Annotated in this window: 16 protein-coding genes; 10 read left to right on the top strand and 6 right to left on the bottom strand. The window is 75.7% G+C overall.

Annotated elements, in window-relative coordinates:
• Positions 1 to 107: 107 nt before the first annotated feature.
• The 6 genes from A3CO_RS29315 to A3CO_RS0100310 are packed head-to-tail and all read left to right on the top strand — an operon-like array spanning position 108 to position 7,488.
• A complete protein-coding gene (locus A3CO_RS29315; RefSeq protein WP_342663134.1) occupies positions 108 to 890 on the top strand; it encodes a GntR family transcriptional regulator in 783 nt (260 codons plus the stop codon).
• Positions 887 to 2,731, top strand: coding sequence for an N-acetylmuramic acid 6-phosphate etherase (locus tag A3CO_RS38855; RefSeq protein ID WP_018330241.1), 1,845 nt, complete (start codon positions 887 to 889; stop codon positions 2,729 to 2,731). The genes A3CO_RS29315 and A3CO_RS38855 overlap by 4 nt, the downstream gene beginning before the upstream one ends.
• The gene (locus A3CO_RS0100325) at positions 2,728 to 3,861 is read left to right on the top strand and encodes an anhydro-N-acetylmuramic acid kinase (protein ID WP_018330240.1); all 1,134 of its coding nucleotides are present in this window, start codon (positions 2,728 to 2,730) and stop codon (positions 3,859 to 3,861) included. The genes A3CO_RS38855 and A3CO_RS0100325 overlap by 4 nt, the downstream gene beginning before the upstream one ends.
• Positions 3,858 to 4,979 (top strand): N-acetylglucosamine-6-phosphate deacetylase, encoded by a 1,122-nt coding sequence (nagA, locus tag A3CO_RS29305; protein WP_018330239.1) that lies wholly within the window; start codon positions 3,858 to 3,860, stop codon positions 4,977 to 4,979. Before A3CO_RS0100325 ends, nagA begins: the two co-directional genes overlap by 4 nt.
• The gene (locus tag A3CO_RS29300) at positions 4,976 to 6,010 is read left to right on the top strand and encodes an SIS domain-containing protein (protein ID WP_018330238.1); all 1,035 of its coding nucleotides are present in this window, start codon (positions 4,976 to 4,978) and stop codon (positions 6,008 to 6,010) included. Before nagA ends, A3CO_RS29300 begins: the two co-directional genes overlap by 4 nt.
• A complete protein-coding gene (locus tag A3CO_RS0100310; RefSeq protein ID WP_018330237.1) occupies positions 5,983 to 7,488 on the top strand; it encodes a sodium:solute symporter in 1,506 nt (501 codons plus the stop codon). Before A3CO_RS29300 ends, A3CO_RS0100310 begins: the two co-directional genes overlap by 28 nt.
• Here A3CO_RS0100310 and A3CO_RS0100305 read toward each other — a convergent pair whose 3' ends face one another.
• Positions 7,489 to 7,692 (bottom strand): DUF397 domain-containing protein, encoded by a 204-nt coding sequence (locus tag A3CO_RS0100305; RefSeq protein WP_018330236.1) that lies wholly within the window; start codon positions 7,690 to 7,692, stop codon positions 7,489 to 7,491.
• Between the two features lie 207 nt (positions 7,693 to 7,899).
• A complete protein-coding gene (gene prpB, locus A3CO_RS0100295; protein WP_018330235.1) occupies positions 7,900 to 8,796 on the bottom strand; it encodes a methylisocitrate lyase in 897 nt (298 codons plus the stop codon).
• Positions 8,797 to 8,829: 33 nt separating this feature from the next.
• On the opposite strand from prpB, the gene A3CO_RS0100290 reads away from it, so the two are divergent.
• The 3 genes from A3CO_RS0100290 to A3CO_RS0100280 all read left to right on the top strand — a co-directional run bounded on the left by A3CO_RS0100290 (position 8,830) and on the right by A3CO_RS0100280 (position 10,896).
• The gene (locus A3CO_RS0100290) at positions 8,830 to 9,225 is read left to right on the top strand and encodes an ACT domain-containing protein (RefSeq protein WP_018330234.1); all 396 of its coding nucleotides are present in this window, start codon (positions 8,830 to 8,832) and stop codon (positions 9,223 to 9,225) included.
• Positions 9,226 to 9,331: 106 nt separating this feature from the next.
• Complete coding sequence (locus A3CO_RS35145; RefSeq protein WP_157646894.1) at positions 9,332 to 10,306, top strand: helix-turn-helix transcriptional regulator; 975 nt, start codon at positions 9,332 to 9,334, stop codon at positions 10,304 to 10,306.
• A 185-nt stretch (positions 10,307 to 10,491) separates the two neighbouring features.
• The gene (locus A3CO_RS0100280) at positions 10,492 to 10,896 is read left to right on the top strand and encodes an STAS domain-containing protein (RefSeq protein ID WP_018330232.1); all 405 of its coding nucleotides are present in this window, start codon (positions 10,492 to 10,494) and stop codon (positions 10,894 to 10,896) included.
• Between the two features lie 10 nt (positions 10,897 to 10,906).
• Here the strand turns inward: A3CO_RS0100280 and A3CO_RS0100275 are convergent, their stop codons facing one another.
• A complete protein-coding gene (locus A3CO_RS0100275) occupies positions 10,907 to 11,866 on the bottom strand; it encodes a helix-turn-helix transcriptional regulator (RefSeq protein WP_018330231.1) in 960 nt (319 codons plus the stop codon).
• 236 nt (positions 11,867 to 12,102) lie between these two features.
• Here A3CO_RS0100275 and A3CO_RS29290 point away from each other — a divergent pair, with 236 nt between their 5' ends.
• Positions 12,103 to 13,584, top strand: a complete 1,482-nt coding sequence (locus A3CO_RS29290; protein WP_018330230.1) for a PucR family transcriptional regulator — start codon at positions 12,103 to 12,105, stop codon at positions 13,582 to 13,584.
• Here the strand turns inward: A3CO_RS29290 and A3CO_RS0100265 are convergent.
• Genes A3CO_RS0100265 through A3CO_RS0100255 form a run of 3 tightly spaced genes read right to left on the bottom strand, consistent with a single transcriptional unit; the run spans position 13,541 to position 16,328 of the window.
• Positions 13,541 to 14,659, bottom strand: a complete 1,119-nt coding sequence (locus A3CO_RS0100265) for an ABC transporter ATP-binding protein (protein WP_018330229.1) — start codon at positions 14,657 to 14,659, stop codon at positions 13,541 to 13,543. The genes A3CO_RS29290 and A3CO_RS0100265 overlap by 44 nt on opposite strands.
• Complete coding sequence (locus tag A3CO_RS29285) at positions 14,656 to 15,489, bottom strand: ABC transporter permease (RefSeq protein ID WP_084681445.1); 834 nt, start codon at positions 15,487 to 15,489, stop codon at positions 14,656 to 14,658. The genes A3CO_RS0100265 and A3CO_RS29285 overlap by 4 nt, the downstream gene beginning before the upstream one ends.
• Positions 15,477 to 16,328: an ABC transporter permease gene (locus tag A3CO_RS0100255; RefSeq protein ID WP_026204132.1), complete on the bottom strand. Its 852-nt coding sequence runs from the start codon at positions 16,326 to 16,328 to the stop codon at positions 15,477 to 15,479. The genes A3CO_RS29285 and A3CO_RS0100255 overlap by 13 nt, the downstream gene beginning before the upstream one ends.
• Positions 16,329 to 16,333 lie beyond the last annotated feature (5 nt).

The following is a 16,333-nucleotide window of genomic DNA, read 5'->3' as shown; positions in this document are numbered from 1 at the left end:
TCTGCCCCGGCCGCGGACCCGGTCGGGCGGCGCCCAGGGGTCGGACAGCGCGGCAGCAAAGGTACGTACCTCTTGCTTCACACCAATCACAGGTCTATACCTCTTCCGTGGCTCTGACGCGATCGACGGAAGTGGGCGCCAAGGTCGCAGCGCTGTGCGCAGAGCTCGGGCCGGGAGCCATGCTGCCAGGCGAACGAGACCTGTCGACCCGTTTCGGCGTATCCCGGGCGACCGTGCGCAAGGCGCTCGAGGAGCTCATGGCCCGCCGCATCGTCGAACGCCGCCACGGAGCGGGCACGTTCGTGCGCCGCCCCGCCGTCGCGCAGCCGCTCATGGCGACCTCCTTCGGCGACGACATGCGCCGGCGGGGGCTGGAGCCGTCGTCGCGCCTGCTGTGGTGGGACACCGTCGTGGCCGACACCGACCTCGCCGCGCGCCTCGAGATGCCCGGGGGCGAGCAGGTGCTCCGCGTGTGCCGCGTGCGGCTCGCCGACGACGAGCCCATGACCCTCGAGACCCTGCACGTCCCGGCCTCCCGCGTCCCCGGCCTGACCGGCGACGACCTCGACGGCCCCTCCTCCTACTACGAGATCCTCGCCGAGCGCTTCGATCGGCGGATCCGGTCCGGGACGCAGTCGGTGGCGCCCGTGGTCCTCACCGCGAAGGACGCCGGCCTGCTCGGCGTGCCCGCCGGCTCCCCCGCGCTCCGCTTCGTGCGGACCTCCCGCGACCACCACGGCGAGGTGATCGAACGCGTCGAGTCGTTCGCGCGGGGCGACCGGTACCTCATCGAGATGGACATCATCCCGCCGGGCGACGCGTCGCAGCGGAGCTCGACCCCGGGCGAGGCGGCCGCGGTCGGCAGGCTGGTCTCGGCGGACGCCCCGTGACGGTGGTCGCGGTCGACCTGGGTCGCTCGGGCGCCCGCATCGCGGTGGACGGCACCCGCTCCGTCCTGACGACGGGTGCGGGGCTCGGGGATCCCGGGGGCGCCGCCGCGGTGGCCGCGGTGCTCCGGCGGGCCGTCGACCCGGTCCCCCGGGAGCCGTGGACACTCGCCGTCGGGGTGCCGGGCGCCCTCACGCTGCCGGGCGCGGCGGCCGAGCTCGCCGAGGTCCTGACGGCGGGCTGGGACGGCCGGGCCCCGGCGGCGGTGGCGGTGACGTCGGACGTCGTCGCCTGGCACGTCGGCGCCTTCGCGGGACACCGGGCGGGCGTGGTGCTGGCGGTCGGGACGGGCGCGGTGGCGCTCGGGGTCGACGCCGCGGGCACCGTCCGGCGGGTCGACGGCCACGGCCTGCTCCTGGGTGATGCCGGGAGCGGCGCGGCGATCGGGCAGCAGGGACTGCGGGCGGCGCTGCGGGCGCTCGACGGGGCGGGGCCGGCGACGACCCTGGTCGGACCGGGCCGGGAGCTGCTCGCGCACCGTCCGACGGGCGCGGCCGACCTGGCGGCGTTCGCGCCGGCCGTGCTCGCGGCGGCGGACGCGGGCGACGCCGTCGCGGGGTGGATCGTCGACGCGGCCGTGGCCGAGCTGGTGGCGACCGCGCGAGCCGCGGTCCACGGTGCGGATTTCCTGCCACTCGACGCCGGCAACGACGCTTCGCTGTCACCGGAGGTGGCCCTCGTCGGCGGCCTCGCCGGGCCCCTGTCGGATCGGCTGCGGGCTGCCGGGCTCACGCTGTACGACGCCGGCGGCGACGCCCTCGACGGCCTCCTCACCCTCGCCGTCGACGGGACGACCGCGCACGAGGCGAGCGTGACCCGTCGTCGGGACCGGGCGAGGGCGGGCGGCCCCGCGGCCGACACCGACCGGCTGCCGACCGAGGGCGTCCGGCCGGGCTCCGAGGAGCTCGACGCGCTGGCCACGCCGGACCTCGTCGCCCGCCTGCTCGACGGGCAGGCGGCGGCGCCGGGCGCGGTCGCGGCGACGGCCGGACCGCTCGCCCGGGCCGCGGAGCTGCTGGGGGCGGCGTTCCGCCGGGGCGGGCGGCTGGTCTACACGGGCGCGGGCACGTCCGGCCGGCTCGCGATGCAGGACGCCGCCGAGCTGCCGCCGACCTTCGGGCTCGACCCCACCCGGGCGATCGCGCTCCTCGCAGGCGGCCCGGACGCGGCGGACGCGGCGGTCGAGGGCGCCGAGGACGACGACGCGGCCGGCCGGGCCGACGTCGAGGCCGCGGGGGTCGGGCCGGACGACGTCGTCGTCGGCGTCGCGGCCTCCGGGCGGACCCCGTACGTGCTCGGGGCGCTGCGGGCCGCGCGCGAGCGGGGGGCCGCCACCGTCGCCGTCGTCAACGCGACCGGCAGTCCGGTGGCCGCGCTGGCCGACGTCGCGATCGAGCTGGTCACCGGTCCCGAGGTGCTCGCAGGCTCGACCCGGCTCGCCGCGGGGACCGCGCAGAAGATCACGCTGAACACCCTGACGACGGCCGCCATGGTCCGGGCGGGCGCGACCTACGGGCCGTGGATGGTCGGGGTCCGGGTGACCAACGCGAAGCTGCGCCGCCGCGCCGAGCGGATCGTGCGCGACGCCGCCGGGGTCGACGAGGCCGCAGCGCGCGCCGCGCTCGCCGCGGCCGGGGACGACGTCGCGGCCGCCGTCGTCGCGCTGCTCGCCGGGGTGGACTCCCCCGCCGCCCGTGAGCGGTTGGCGACGGCGGGGTCGGTACGGGCCGCGGTCGGGAGACGGAGCGCAGCGGAGCTCGACCCCGCGACGGTGGGCCGGTGATCGTCGTGGGGATGCTGTCGGGCACCTCGGCGGACGGGCTCGACGTCGCGGTGTGCGAGGTCGGGGTCGGGCCGACGACGACGCTCGCCGTCCGTCACCACCACGCCGTCCCGTGGCCCGACGACCTGCAGGACCGGCTCCTCGCGGTCCTCCCGCCGGCGACGACGACGGTCGGGGAGATCGCCGCGCTCGACCACGCCGTCGGGCGCGCGGCCGCCGCGGCCGCCGTCGGGTACGACGCCGACCTGGTGGCCTGGCTCGGCCAGACCGTGTTCCACGGCATGCACGAGGGCCGTGCGACCGGCGGGCTGCAGCTCGGCCAGCCGGCGTGGATCGCGGAGGCGACCGGCCTGCCCGTCGTGAGCGACCTGCGCTCCACCGACATCGCCGCGGGCGGCCACGGCGCCCCGCTGGCCAGCACGCTGGACGCGCTGTGGCTCGCCGGCACGGACCCGCGGATCGCACTGAACCTGGGCGGGATCGCGAACGTCACCGTGGTCGCCCCGGCGGGGATCACCGCCTTCGACACCGGCCCGGCCAACTGCTGGCTCGACGTCGTCGCGCAGCGCGACACCGGCTCCCCCTACGACGTCGACGGGGCGCTCGCGGGCGCCGGCACGGTCGACGCCGCGCTGCTCGGGCACCTGCTCGCCGAGCCCTACTACGCCGCGCCGCCGCCGAAGACGACGGGCCGCGAGCTCTTCACCGCCCCCGCGCTCGACGTCGCGGTCGCCCACGCCGCACCCGGCATCACGGCCGCCGACCTCGCCGCCACCCTCGTCGCCCTGACCGCGCGCACCGTCGCCGACGCCTGCCGGTCCCACGGCGCGGTGGAGGTCGTCGGCTCCGGCGGCGGCATGGCCAACCCGACGCTGCGGGCCGCGCTCGCCGCGGAGCTCGCCCCGGTCCCCCTCGTGTCCGCCGACGAGCGGGGGCTGCCGGCCGACGCCAAGGAGGCCGTGCTGACCGCCCTGCTCGGTGCCCTGACCTGGCACGGGGTCCCCGGGGTCCTCCCCGGCGCCACCGGCTCGCGGACGCCCCGCGTCCTCGGCCGAATCAGCTCCGGGCACCGGCCCCTGCGCCTGCCCGAGCCGGTCGCGGCCGTGCACGCCCTGGAGATCGTGCGGTGAGGCTCGGGGTCTCCGCCGCCCTCGTCGGCGGGCAGCTGTACCGGGGGGACGTGTCGGTGGTCGACGGCCGGGTCGAGGCCGTCGGGCTGCCCGCCGCCCGCGGCGGCGCGATCGCCGTGCCGGGCCTCGTCGACGTGCAGTGCAACGGCTACGCGGGCGTCGACCTCACCGCGGTCCGCGACCCCGACGAGGTGCACGCCTTCCGCGCCGCGCTGGCCCGCGACGGGGTCACGGCGGTCGCGCCGACGGTCATCACCGCCGCGCCCGACACCACCCGCAACGCGCTGCGCGTCCTCGACGCCGCCCGCCCCGCCCCGCACGGCGCCCGCCTGCTCGGCGCGCACGTCGAGGGGCCGTTCCTCTCCGCGACACGCCCCGGCACCCATCCCCCGGAGTTCCTCCGCGCGCCCGACCCGGCGGTGTTCGCCTCCTTCCTGACGGCGGGTGCGGTCGCCCTCACCACGCTCGCGCCGGAGCTGGACGGGGCGCACGCGCTGATCGCCGCAGCCCTGCGCGCCGGGGTGACCGTGATGGCGGGGCACAGCGACGCCCCCGCGGCCGACGCCCACGCCGGGTTCGACGCCGGGATCGCCGGCGCCACGCACCTCTTCAACGCCATGTCCGGCTTCGACCACCGCGCCCCCGGCCTCGCCGCGGCCGCGCTGGCCCACCCCGGGGTGATCGTCACCGTGATCGCCGACGGTCACCACCTCGCCCCCGACGTGCTGCGGGTCGTCACCGCCGCCGCGCGGGGCCGCTGGGCGCTGATCACCGACGCGACGGCCGCCGCCGGCCTGGGCCGGACCGACGGGACCTTCCGGCTCGGGGACGTCGAGCTGACCCTCGCCGACGGCGCGGTCCGCAACCCCGACGGCACGCTCGCCGGCAGCGCCGCCACCCTCGTGGGTTGCGTCCGCGTCGCGGTCGCCGCCGAGGTCGACCTCGCCGCCGCCCTCGTCGCCGCCACCGCCACGCCCGCGCGGCTCCTCGGCCCGGCCCACCGCCCGCACCCCGACCTCGGCGTCCTGCGCCCGGGAGGCGTCGCCGACGTGACGGTCCTCGACGACGCCCTCGCCGTCACCCGGGTGCTGCTGGGCGGGGAGGAGGTGGCGCGGTGAGCGTGCTCGAGACCGAACTCCACGCCCAGCCCGCCGGCCTGCGCTCCTTCCTGACGACGGCGGGTGCGGCCGTCGCGGCCGTGCGCGACCTCGCCGCCGCGGCCTGCGGGGTCGTCGTCGCCGCCCGGGGCAGCTCCGACAACGCCGCGCGCTACGCGCAGTACCTGATCCCGCTCGTCGCGGAGCGGGAGGTCACGCTCGCGGCCCCCAGCCTGGTCACGACGTACGGGGCCTCGCCGCCCGTGTACCGGCGGCTCGTCGTGGGGATCTCGCAGTCCGGGAGCTCGCCCGACGTCGTGGCGGTCCTGCGCGACGCCCGGGAGCGGGGCGCGCCCACCCTCGCCGTCACGAACGACTCCGGCTCCGACCTGGCCGCCCAGGCCGACCTCGTGCTCCCGCTGGGTCTCGGCGAGGAGCGGCCGGTCGCCGCCACCGGGACCTACACGACCTCGCTCGCCGCCCTCGCGGTGATCGCCGCGGGCCTCGCCCCCGAACCCGCCGCCGACGCGCTGCTGGCGGACCTCGACCGCGTGCCCGACCTGATGGGTCGGGCCCTGGAGGTCGACGTGGACGCAGCGGTCGAGGTGTTCGGGGCGTCCTGGCGCGGGGTGACGGTCGGGCGCGGGGTCAACCTCGCCACCGCCCACGAGGCGGCGCTGAAGCTGACGGAGCTGACCGGGTCGCTGGTCGCCCCCTTCTCCCCCGCCGACCTGCGCCACGGTCCGATCGGGGCGGTCGGTCCCGGCACCCCGGCCCTGCTCGTCGCGCCCGAGGGCGAGCGCGGCAGCGCCTCGGTGCTCGCCGTGCGCGACGAGCTCCGGGCGCGGGGCGCACCCGTCGTCGTGATCGGACCGGACCTGCCGTCGGGAATTCCACCCCTGGTCTCCCCGATCGTCGCCGTCGTCCCCGCCCAGAAGCTGGCGTGGCGGCTCGCCACGGCCCGCGGCGTCGACGTCGACGCGCCCGGCGGTCTGCGCAAGATCACCACGAGGAGGAGCCGCGGATGCACGACGCCGTCAACCTGGCCGTGATCGTCGCCTATCTCGTGGCGATCGCGGTGATCGGGCTGAAGCTCTCCGGGCGGCAGCGCTCGGCCACGGACTACTTCACCGGCGAGCGCTCGCTGCCGTGGTGGGCGGTGATGTTCTCGATCGTCGCGACCGAGACCTCCACCCTCACCGTCATCAGCGTGCCGGGCGTGGCCTACGGCGGGTCGTTCTCGTACGTGGAGCTGGCCGTCGGCTACCTCATCGGCCGGACCCTCGTGGCGTTCGTGCTGATGCCGCTGTACTTCCGGGGCGGGTTCGTGTCCGCCTACGAATACCTGGGGCAGCGGTTCGGGCGGCACACCCAGGGACTGGCGTCGTTGACGTTCCTGGTGACGCGGCTGCTCGCCGAGGGCGTGCGGCTCTTCGCGGGCGCCATCCCGATCAAGCTCCTGCTCGCCGAGTTCGGGCTCGACGTGAACTACCTCGTGATCGTCCTCGTCATCACGGCGGTCACCGTCGCCTACACCTACGTCGGGGGCATGAAGGCCGTCGTCTGGACCGACTTCCTCCAGACGGGGCTCTACGTCGCCGGGGCGGTCGTGTGCATCGCGGTCCTCGCGACCCAGGTCGACGGCGCCGGCTGGGCCGCCGCGTGGGACGCCGGGAAGTTCGCCGTCTTCCAGTTCGACGGCCCGGTCCTCACCAACCCGTACGCGTTCCTCACCGCGGTGATCGGCGGCGCGGTGCTCACGATGGGCTCGCACGGCTCCGACCAGCTGATCGTGCAGCGGGTGCTCTCCTGCCGGTCCCTCTCGGACGGCCGGAAGGCCATGATCGGCTCGGCGCTCGCGATCATGGTCCAGTTCGCGCTGTTCTCGTTGGTCGGCGCCTTGCTGTGGGCCCGCAACGGCGGGGCCACGGTGAGCTCCCTGGGGCTGGGCAGCACCGACGAGATCTTCCCGGCGTTCATCCTGAGGGAGCTGCCGATGGGGCTCTCCGGCCTGCTCGTGGCGGGCATCCTCGCGGCCACGATGGGCTCGCTGTCGTCCGCGCTGAACTCGCTCTCGACCTCGACGCTGGCCGACCTGGGCCGCGCGTGGCTGGGCTGGCACCCGGCCGAGGGGACGATGCTCCGGGTCGCCCGGTGGATGACCGGGGCCTGGGCGGTGATCATGGTGGCGTTCGCGTCGCTGTTCACCTCGTCCAAGGACCCCGTCGTGGTCCTCGGCCTCGCGATCGCGTCCTACGCCTACGGCGCGCTGCTCGGCGCGTTCCTGCTCGGCCTGCTCGTCCGCCGGGCCGACGGCGTGGCCGCGTTCACCGCCTTCGTGACGACGCTGCTGGTGACCCTCGTCGTCGCCCTCGGCGTCTCGATCGACGGCAAGGCGCTCGCGTTCCCGTGGTTCGTCGTGCTGGGCGTCGTGGTCACGCTCGTCGTCGGCGGGCTGATCGCGCTGGTGCGGCCGCGCCGGGAGCCGGCGCCGGCCGAGGCCGACCCGGAACCCGTCACGACCGGATGATCAGTAGGCGATGCTGCCGGCCTGACCGGCCTTGGCGGCGGCGACGAACGCCTGCCACTCCGATCGGCTGAGGGTCAGGGTGCCCTGCTCGGAGTGTCCGCGGTGGCGCAGCTGCACCTGCCCGCCGTCGAATCGCCACTCCACACGGCTCGGGCCGCCGCTCGAGAAGGTGCTCGACTGCCACCGCTGTCCCTGCGCGTTCACTGCTGACCACTCCGGTCGGTCGGTAATACGGGCGTAACAATCCTAACGCGACGGGGATCGCTAGCTCAGTGCCCCTGGTCACCGTCCCCCGGCCCGCGCCGGGGCCGGGGCCGGGGCCCGGCTGCTGGCCGGTCCGGTGCGCGCCACCGTCGGACGCTTCCGGTCCGTGGTGCCCGAACCGCCGGTGACCATGATCGTCCTGCCCGACTACTCCGGTCGGAAGTCGGCGACCGAGCTGTCGAACTCCGCGTAGGCGTCGTAGTCGAGGACCCGGTAGAGCTCGTCGCGGGTCTGCATCCGGTCGACGAGGGCGGCCTGGGTCCCGTCGGCGGCGAGCGTCGCCAGCCCGTCGGCGATCGCTCCCATGGCCAGGCGGAACAGGGTCACGGGGTAGATCACCGCGTCCACGCCGATCTCGGTGAGCCGGGCGGTGGTGAGCAGCTCGCTGCGGCCGAACTCGGTCATGTTGGCGAGCAGCGGGACGTCGACCGCGGCCCGGAACCGCTCGAACTCGGCCGCACCCGGCAGCGCCTCGGCGAAGATCATGTCGGCGCCCGCGTCGACGTAGCGGCGGGCCCGGTCGATCGCCGCGTCCAGGCCCTCGACGGCGGCCGCATCGGTGCGGGCGCAGAGCACGAAGTCGGGGTCGCGGCGGGCACCCACGGCGGCGGTGATCGTCCGCTCCATCGCCTCCGGCGACCGGAGGCGCTTGCCCGCGAGGTGCCCGCAGCGCTTCGGGTTCTCCTGGTCCTCGAGGTGGCACCCGGCCGCGCCCGCGTCCTCGAGGACCTGCACGGTGCGGGCCACCGAGAGCGGTTCGCCGAACCCGGTGTCGGCGTCGACCAGGAGCGGGAGGTCGGTGACGCGCGCGACCTGGGCGGCCCGGCCCGCGACCTCCGAGAGCGTCGTCAGCCCGACGTCGGGCAGGCCCAGGTCGGCCGAGACCACCGCCCCCGACAGGTAGACCCCCTCGAACCCGGCCTCGGCGATCATCCGCGCGGCGAGCGGGTTGGGCGCGCCCGGCAGTCGCTGCAGGGTGGTGGAGGCGAGCCCCGCCCGGAAGGCCGCACGCCGCTGCGAGGGCGTCGTCGTCGTGTGCAGCATCCCTCGATCATGGCCGGGTGCGAGGCTGGGCGGGTGACCGGTTCCCGCGACCTGGCGGCGATGCTCGCCACCCTCGACGCGGTGGCCCGCGACGGGGAGTTCGTCTACGCCACGGTCGCGCCCGGGCACCCCGCCACCGGGCGGGCGCTCGCCGTCGTGGTCGAGGACGAGGGCGTCACGCTGGTGCTGCGCCGGCCGGACGCCGACGAGCTCGGGGTGGCCTACGGATTCGTCGCGGCATGGCTGACGCTCACGGTGCACTCCGCGCTGGAGGCGGTCGGCCTGACGGCGGCGTTCTCCGGCGCCCTCGGCGCGGCGGGGATCAGCTGCAACGTGCTCGCCGGGTTCCACCACGACCACCTGCTGGTCCCGGTCGCCGACCGCGACCGCGCGCTCGGGGTGATCCGGTCGCTGCGGGTGGCCCGCTGAGCGGCGTCGGCGCCGGACGCCCGGCCGTCCGACCAGGTCGTCCGGTGTCGGACGATACCCGGTCCGGCAGGTCCGTCCTGACCTCTCGGATGCCTATGGTGGTGGGGTGTCAGTGGGAACCGCCGAGCTCTTCTCGTTCCGGGAGCACGATCTCGAGGGCGCCAAGGCGGCCGTGGGGAAGGACTTCTTCACCACCTCGATGGACCTCCGCGACCGGGCGGCCGACTACGACTTCCGCTTCGACGGCGTCGTCCTCGGCGCCCTGGCGGTCGGGGTGGCCCACCTCAGCGCCGGGCTCGAGATCGGCATGGCCGACCTGGAGGACTGCTACTACGTCAACTACTCGGCCTCGGGCTCGATGCACGCCCGGCACCGCAAGCACGCGGTGGACGTCACGCCGGGCCTCGGGGCGGTCTACCACCCCGTGGGCGCGGTGGCGATGACGACGAGCGACGACTACGCCTCCTACGCCGTGCGCATCGACCGGCGGGCCGTGAACGCGGCGCTGGAAGAGCAGGTCGGTCACCCCGTGCCGCCGGACCCGGTGCTGGACCCGGACCTCGACCTGCGCCGCGGCCCGGGGCGGCGCTGGGACCGGCTCGTCCGGCTCCTGTGCGAGGAGGCCCGCGAGACGTCGAGCGTGCTGCGACACCCCATGATCGCCGCGCCCCTGCACGACGCCGTGGTCGCTGGCTTCGTCCACGCCACCGGGCACCGGTGGCGGGCCGCGCTGGAGCGCCCGACTCCCTGCTGGAGCCGGACGCCCGTGCGCCGCGCCGTCGAGGCCATCCGCAGCGACCCCGCCCGGCCCTTCACCCCCACCGAGCTCGCCAGCCTGGCCGGCGCCTCCACCCGCACCCTGCACGACGGCTTCCGTCGCCACCTCGACACCACCCCCATGGCCTACGTGCGGCGCGTCCGGCTCGAGCGCGCGCACGACGAACTGCGCGGCGCCGACCCACTCGCGACGACCGTGGCCGCCGTCGCGCACCGCTGGGGCTTCGGCCACCTCGGCCGGTTCTCCGCGGCCTACCGCCGGGAGTACGGCCGTCCACCGGCGGCGACGCTCCGTCACGGCTGAGCCGACCCGCAGCCACCACCGGGCCGCTCCGTCGCCGGACGGTCGCCCGTTGCCGTCGGCGGATCGACCCCGGACCGCCCGGTGCACCACTCTCGTCGGGTGTACCGAGCATCCGGACTGCCGCGGGCCACGGCCGTCGACCACCCACGCCGAACCGACGGCGGGGCTCCGACGAAGGTCGACCGATGAAGACGGACGACGGTCGCTCCCCCCGCCGCGCCGACCACGCCCGGCCACCCGTCACGGAGACGGCCGGCGGCGTCCGGCTGCTCCGGGCCCGCCCCGTCGTGGACGCGGCGGCCGCGGCGGAGCTGCGGCGCGAGTGCCGGGGTCTGCTCGCCCGCTCCGCCGCTCCCGTCGTCGTGGACCTCACGGCCGTCCGCGACGTCGACCCCGACGCGGCGGCGGGCGTCCTGTGCGAGCTGGCCTACGAGGCCGGCGACGCGGATGTCGACCTCCGCGTCGTCCGTGGCCGGCGGGCCTCGGCGGCCACCCGGACCCTCCTCGACGACGAGACCCTCTTCGAGCTCTACCCGACCCTCACCGCCGCCCTGCGGCACCCCGGACGGCCCGCCGTCGGCGGGTGCTGACCGGACGCCGTCACCCGTGCAGGGTGCGGCTCGGCGCTCGGCCGTACGCGTCGCGGTAGGCGGTGGCGAAGCGGCCGGGGTGGGCGAACCCCCACCGGGCGGCGATGGTGGTGACGGTGTCGCCGTCGCGGGGGTCGGCGGCCTGCAGGTCGCGGTGGGCGGCGTCGAGGCGGACCCGGCGCAGGTAGGCCATCGGGGTGGTCTGCAGGTGACGGACGAAGGCGTACTGCAGGGCGCGCGGGGTGACGTGCGCGGCCGCGGCGATCTCGGCCAGGGTCATCTCCCGGGCGGGGTCGGCCTCGATGAACGCCACGGCGCGGCGCACGGTGTCGGGGTGCGCGTCGTGGCGGTCGGTGGGCGTGGGCTCGCTCAGCGCCGTGTTGGGGAAGGTGTGCAGCACGGCGGCGGCCAGGTGCTGGCCCGCGGTGGCGGTCACCAGCGGCGCACCGGGGTCGCGCAGCACCGCGTCGACGTGGTCGATGACCCGCCGCAGCCGGGCACTGGCCGCCGCCGTCACCGGGTGGTGATCGAGCAGCCGCACGGGGAGACGGTCGTCGGCGGGGGCGGCGACCTGGCCGAGCAGGGCGGGGTCGAGCATCGTGATGCTGTAGCGGGCGTGGTTGATCCGGCCCCGGTAGGGACGGTCCGGCGGCGCGAACGAGAACACCTGGCCCGGCCCGTAGGTCTCGGCGGCCTGGGCGCCGTCCACCTGGTGGTCGTCGACGGTGCCCGTGCTGATGTCGCACAGACAGATGGTGCCCAGTGGTTCGACGTCGTAGCTCATGGTGAAGCCGAGCTCGAGGCGATCCACACTCACGCCCCCGCCGGCCGTGCGCAGGATCCGCGCCGGGGACCGGTCACGGCTCCCCGACCCGATGCGCATCGGGGCGTAGTGGGTGCTGAGGAACTCCTCGGTGGGGCCCAGCTGGTCGCTCTCGAAGACCAGCTCTCCCCGGAGGTGTGCGCTCACGTCGCGATCTCGTCATCCGGTGTGGGTGTCGCGCGAGGGCGGTCGGGGCGTGGGGGGTCAGCGCGGCCGTCCGGGACACCATTGTGTTCGTTCTACGGCCAGTCGCCAACCCCGGGTTTCGCTGGGGGTGCTGCCCCAGGCCGAGGGCGGGCGTCACTGTTCCTCCTGTGAGGACCACGCACCGTAGTGGGCGCAATGGGATCGGACCCGAACGCGCCGCTCATCAACTGCAGCTCGTGGGCGACCACCGCACCCGGGACGGCATCGAGGCCGCACTGGCCCGCGACCACCGCTTCCAGGCCGCCCTCGGCCGGGCACTCGTCACCGACCTCCCGGAGCGGGGACTCGCCGAGGTCCTCCACGAGCACCTCGGCCTCGGCGTGACCGTGGAGGACCCGTTCGGCCGGGTCCTGGCCCGGGCGGGCGGCGACGGTGACGGCCCGTCCCCGCGCTTGACCCGCTCGCAGCGCGACCGCCTCGTCGCTGCGGTGCGGCGCGGGTCGGGGCCGCTGCGGATGGGCGAACGGCTGGCCAGCGTCGCCGCGTCCCACGGCAACGTCCTCGGCGTGATCGTCGTCGTCGATCCGCAGGGCACCCTCGGACCCGCCGACGAGTCCGACCCGACGGCCGACGAGCCCCTCGGGAGCCTCCGCGTCGGGGCCGTGCACGCGCTCGGTCTGGCGACCAGTGCGCTCACCCTCCACCTGCTCCACCGCCGCCACCTGGCCCGGACCGAACTGCGGCTGCGCCACGACCTCGTGGAGACGGTCCTGCTCGAGTGCCCCCCCGACGACCTCGAGGCCGAGGTCGACCGCCGGGTCGGCCGTGCCTCGACCCTCGACCACGACCTCACCGGTCCCCACCGTGTCCTCGCCGTCCGGCCCCGTCACGGCCGCTGGCCCGAAGGCGGGACCGTGGGCGACCTGATGGAGCACGTCGCGCGCCGCCTCGAGATGTCCTTCCTCGGCACCCTGCAGGGGCAGACCGCCGTCCTCGTCTGCGGGACCCCCGGCCCGTGGCGGGACGCCGAGGGCGCCGCGACGCCCCCGTGGTCGGACCGCGGCGGAGGGCACGGGGGGGGCCGGAACGGTTCCGAAGTGGCGTGGCAGGTCGTCCACGACGCGTTCAGCGAGGTGCTGCAGGACGCCCCCGCGATCGGCGTCGGCGGCTTCGTCGAGCGACCAGAGCACCTCCCCCGCTCCTACCGCGAGGCGATGCAGGCCCTGGCGGTGTGCACCCGTGGGGCCGACCGCCGGGACCTGGTCCCGTTCGAGCACCTCGGGATCTACCGGCTCCTCGCCACCACCGAGAGCCGCCGCGAGGCGACGGCGTTCGTCGAGGACTGGCTCGGTGCCCTGCTCGCCTACGACGCCGAACGCCACGCCGGCCTCGTTCACACGCTGGGGGTCTACCTCGACAAGGGCGGCAACTACGACGCCACCGCCGCCGCCCTGCACATCCACCGCTCGACGTTGCGCTACCGGCTGGGCCGCATTCGGGAGCTCTCGGGGCACGACCTCGCGGACGTCGAGACCCGGCTGACCCTGCACGTGGCGGTTCGCGCCGCGGTCGTCGCCGAGCCCGCAGTCCTCCCCGCGGGGGGACCACCCGACGCCGGCGGGGGCACCGTCCCGCCGGGCACCTCGGCGCCGTCGACCGGTCCGTCCGGTGCCGTCAGGCCACCAGCGGCTGCGCGTCCGGGGCCGGCTCGACGGTGACGCCCGCGCCGGGCCCCAGCCCGGCCACGGCGGCGCTCGGCCGGTCCACCAGGACCGTCGTCCCGTCCCCACCGGGTCGAGCTCCGCTGCGCTGCGTATCCCCCACCCGCACGTGCACCCGCGTCACGGCCCCGAGGAACGTCGTCGCGACGACCACCCCGGTCCCGTGCGGGTCGGGGGTCACGAGGAGCGCCTCGGGCCGCAGCAGGACGTCGACCTCGGCACCGGCCGGGCGACCCGTCGTCACCGGGAGCCGCCGGCCGAGGACCTCGACGCCGTCGGCCGTCGTCGTGCCGGGCAGGTGGTTCATGGTGCCGACGAACTCCGCCACGAACGGCGTCGCGGGCCGCGCGTAGAGCTCGGCCGGCGAGGCGATCTGCTCGAGGCGCCCGTCGCGCATCACCCCGACCCGGTCGGAGATCGACAGGGCCTCCTCCTGGTCGTGGGTGACGAACAGCGTCGTCGTGCCGAGGCGGGTCTGGACCGCGCGGATCTGCTCGCGCAGCGCGACCCGGACCTTCGCGTCGAGCGCCGAGAGCGGCTCGTCGAGCAGCAGCACCTGCGGCTCGGGCGCGAGGGCGCGGGCGAGCGCCACCCGCTGCTGCTGCCCGCCCGAGAGCTGGTGGGGGTAGCGGTCACCGCGGCCGCCCAGCTCGACGAGCTCGAGCAGCTCGTCGGCCCGGCGGCGCCGCGCGGCCTTGTCCTGCCCCCGCACCCGGAGCCCGAACGCCACGTTGTCGCGGGCGGTGAGGTTCGGGAACAGGCTGTAGCTCTGGAAGACCATGCCCATGTCGCGCTGCCGGACGGGCACCCCGCGCAGGTCGCGGCCGCCGACGACGACCGTCCCCGAGTCCACGGCCTCCAGCCCCGCGAGGGCCCGCAGCGCGGTCGTCTTCCCGCAGCCCGAGGGACCGAGCAGGGTGACCAGCTCGCCGGGCGCGAGATCCAGCGAGAACCCGTCGAGCGCGCGGACCTCGCCGAACCGGCGGTTCAGGTCGCGCAGCTCCACCGCGACCCCCGCGCGCCGTCCCGATGCCGGGTCGGTGCGGGTCTCGGCGGCGTCGGTGGTGGTCACGTGTCCTCCGGGGACTGACGGCGGCGGTCGACGAGGGAGATGAGCCACAGCAGGGCCCAGGTGCCGAGCAGGGCGAGCAACGAGACCGCCACCGAGACGCGGGCGTTGGCCTGCTGGAACACGACGATCCACACCGGGAACGTCTGGTACTGGTCGAGGCTCGCCATCGTGTACTCGCCGAACACCATGGCGACGGTGAGCACGACGGCCGCGAGCAGCGCCGACCGCAGGTTGGGCAGGACCACCGACACGAGCGTGCGGCCCCAGCCGGCGCCGAGCGACCGGGACGCCTCGACGAGGGTCGTCAGCGGGATCGCTTGCAGGCCGGAGTCGAGGGCCCGGTAGGCGAACGGCAGCGCCAGCACCACGTACACCAGGGCGAGCAGGTCCGGGGTGCCCTTGAGCTCCGGCGGCGCCACCTCGAGCACCCCGATGATCAGGACCACCGGCGGCACGACGATCGGCAGCAGCGTCACGCCCTCCAGCACCCGACGCAGCCGGGGCATCCGCAGGTGCACCCACACGGCCGTGGGCACGACGAGCACCAGGGTGATCACGAGCGCGATCACCGCGAGCCGGACGGTCAGCGTGATCGCGTCGAGGAAGCCGTCCTGGGCCGGGATGCCGGCGAAGACCGCGCCGGAGACCCCGCCGTCGGAGGTGCCGATCGCGAACCGGAACGCGGCGTAGAGCGGCACCAGGAAATAGAGGCCCGCGATCACGAGGACGAGCCGACGGGCCCAGGCCGAGCCGCCCCGCCGTCGGGAACGGGCCGGAGCGGGGGGCTCGGCGGTCGTCGTGGCCCCGAGGTCGGAGATCACTGCAGCCATCGCGAGACCCTCCGCTGCAGCAGGGCGTAGAGGGCCATGAGCACCCCGACGACGACGATCATGCCGACGCCGAGCGCCCGTCCCACGTTCTCCTGGCCGGAGAGCACGTTGCCGTTGAGGAACGAGCCGATCTGGATGGGCGTCAGCGCGAGGCTGCCGCTGGTCAGCGCGCTCGTCGTGGCGTAGGCGGAGAACGCCGAGCCGAAGAGCAGCAGCATGCAGCCCAGGACCGCGGGCGCGAGGACCGGCAGGCCCACGTGGCGCCAGTACTGGACGGGGGTGGCCCCGAGGTTGTCGGCGGCCTCCCGCCAGTTCGGCCGCAGCCCCTCGAGCGCGGGGGTGATGACGAGGACCATCAGCGGGATCTGGAAGTAGCCGTAGACGATCGCCACGCCCCAGAAGCTGTAGAGGCTGAACCCGGCGCCGTAGAGGTCGACGCCGACCGCCTTGACCAGCTCGACGACGAGGCCCGTCGAGCCGAGCGTGGCGACGAACAGGAACGCGAGCGGGACGCCGCCGAAGTTGGCGAACACCCCGGACGCGGTGGCCACCGCGCGCTTGAGCCGGAGGCTCGGGCTGGCGCGCACCGCGAGGGCGAGCACCAGCCCGAGCACACCGGGCACGAGCGCGGTGACCAGCGAGAGCCCGATGCTGGAGCCGAAGCCCCGCAGGTACACCCCCGACGTGGCGATACCGAAGTTGTCCAGCGTGAACGCGCCGGTCGCCGGGTCGACGAACGACCCGAGGACGACGGCCACCACCGGCACGCCGAGGAAGACCACCGTGTAGGCCGCGAACGGGACGACGCCCACCCAGGCCGGGACCTCTCGCTGCTTCATCGACG

This window comes from Actinomycetospora chiangmaiensis DSM 45062 (genome assembly GCF_000379625.1).
Taxonomy (GTDB): Bacteria; Actinomycetota; Actinomycetes; order Mycobacteriales; family Pseudonocardiaceae; genus Actinomycetospora; species Actinomycetospora chiangmaiensis.
Note: the sequence above shows the minus strand (reverse complement) of the source record. Positions and strands in the feature narration are given on the sequence as shown.

Excerpts from the sequence above, each read along its gene's own strand:
- A3CO_RS0100310 (WP_018330237.1), top strand. The coding sequence starts at position 5,983 with ATGCACGACGCCGTCAACCTGGCCGTGATCGTCGCCTATCTCGTGGCG.
- prpB (WP_018330235.1), bottom strand. The coding sequence starts at position 8,796 with ATGCTGCACACGACGACGACGCCCTCGCAGCGGCGTGCGGCCTTCCGG.
- A3CO_RS0100280 (WP_018330232.1), top strand. The coding sequence starts at position 10,492 with ATGAAGACGGACGACGGTCGCTCCCCCCGCCGCGCCGACCACGCCCGG.
- A3CO_RS29285 (WP_084681445.1), bottom strand. The coding sequence starts at position 15,489 with ATGGCTGCAGTGATCTCCGACCTCGGGGCCACGACGACCGCCGAGCCC.
- A3CO_RS0100255 (WP_026204132.1), bottom strand. The coding sequence starts at position 16,328 with ATGAAGCAGCGAGAGGTCCCGGCCTGGGTGGGCGTCGTCCCGTTCGCG.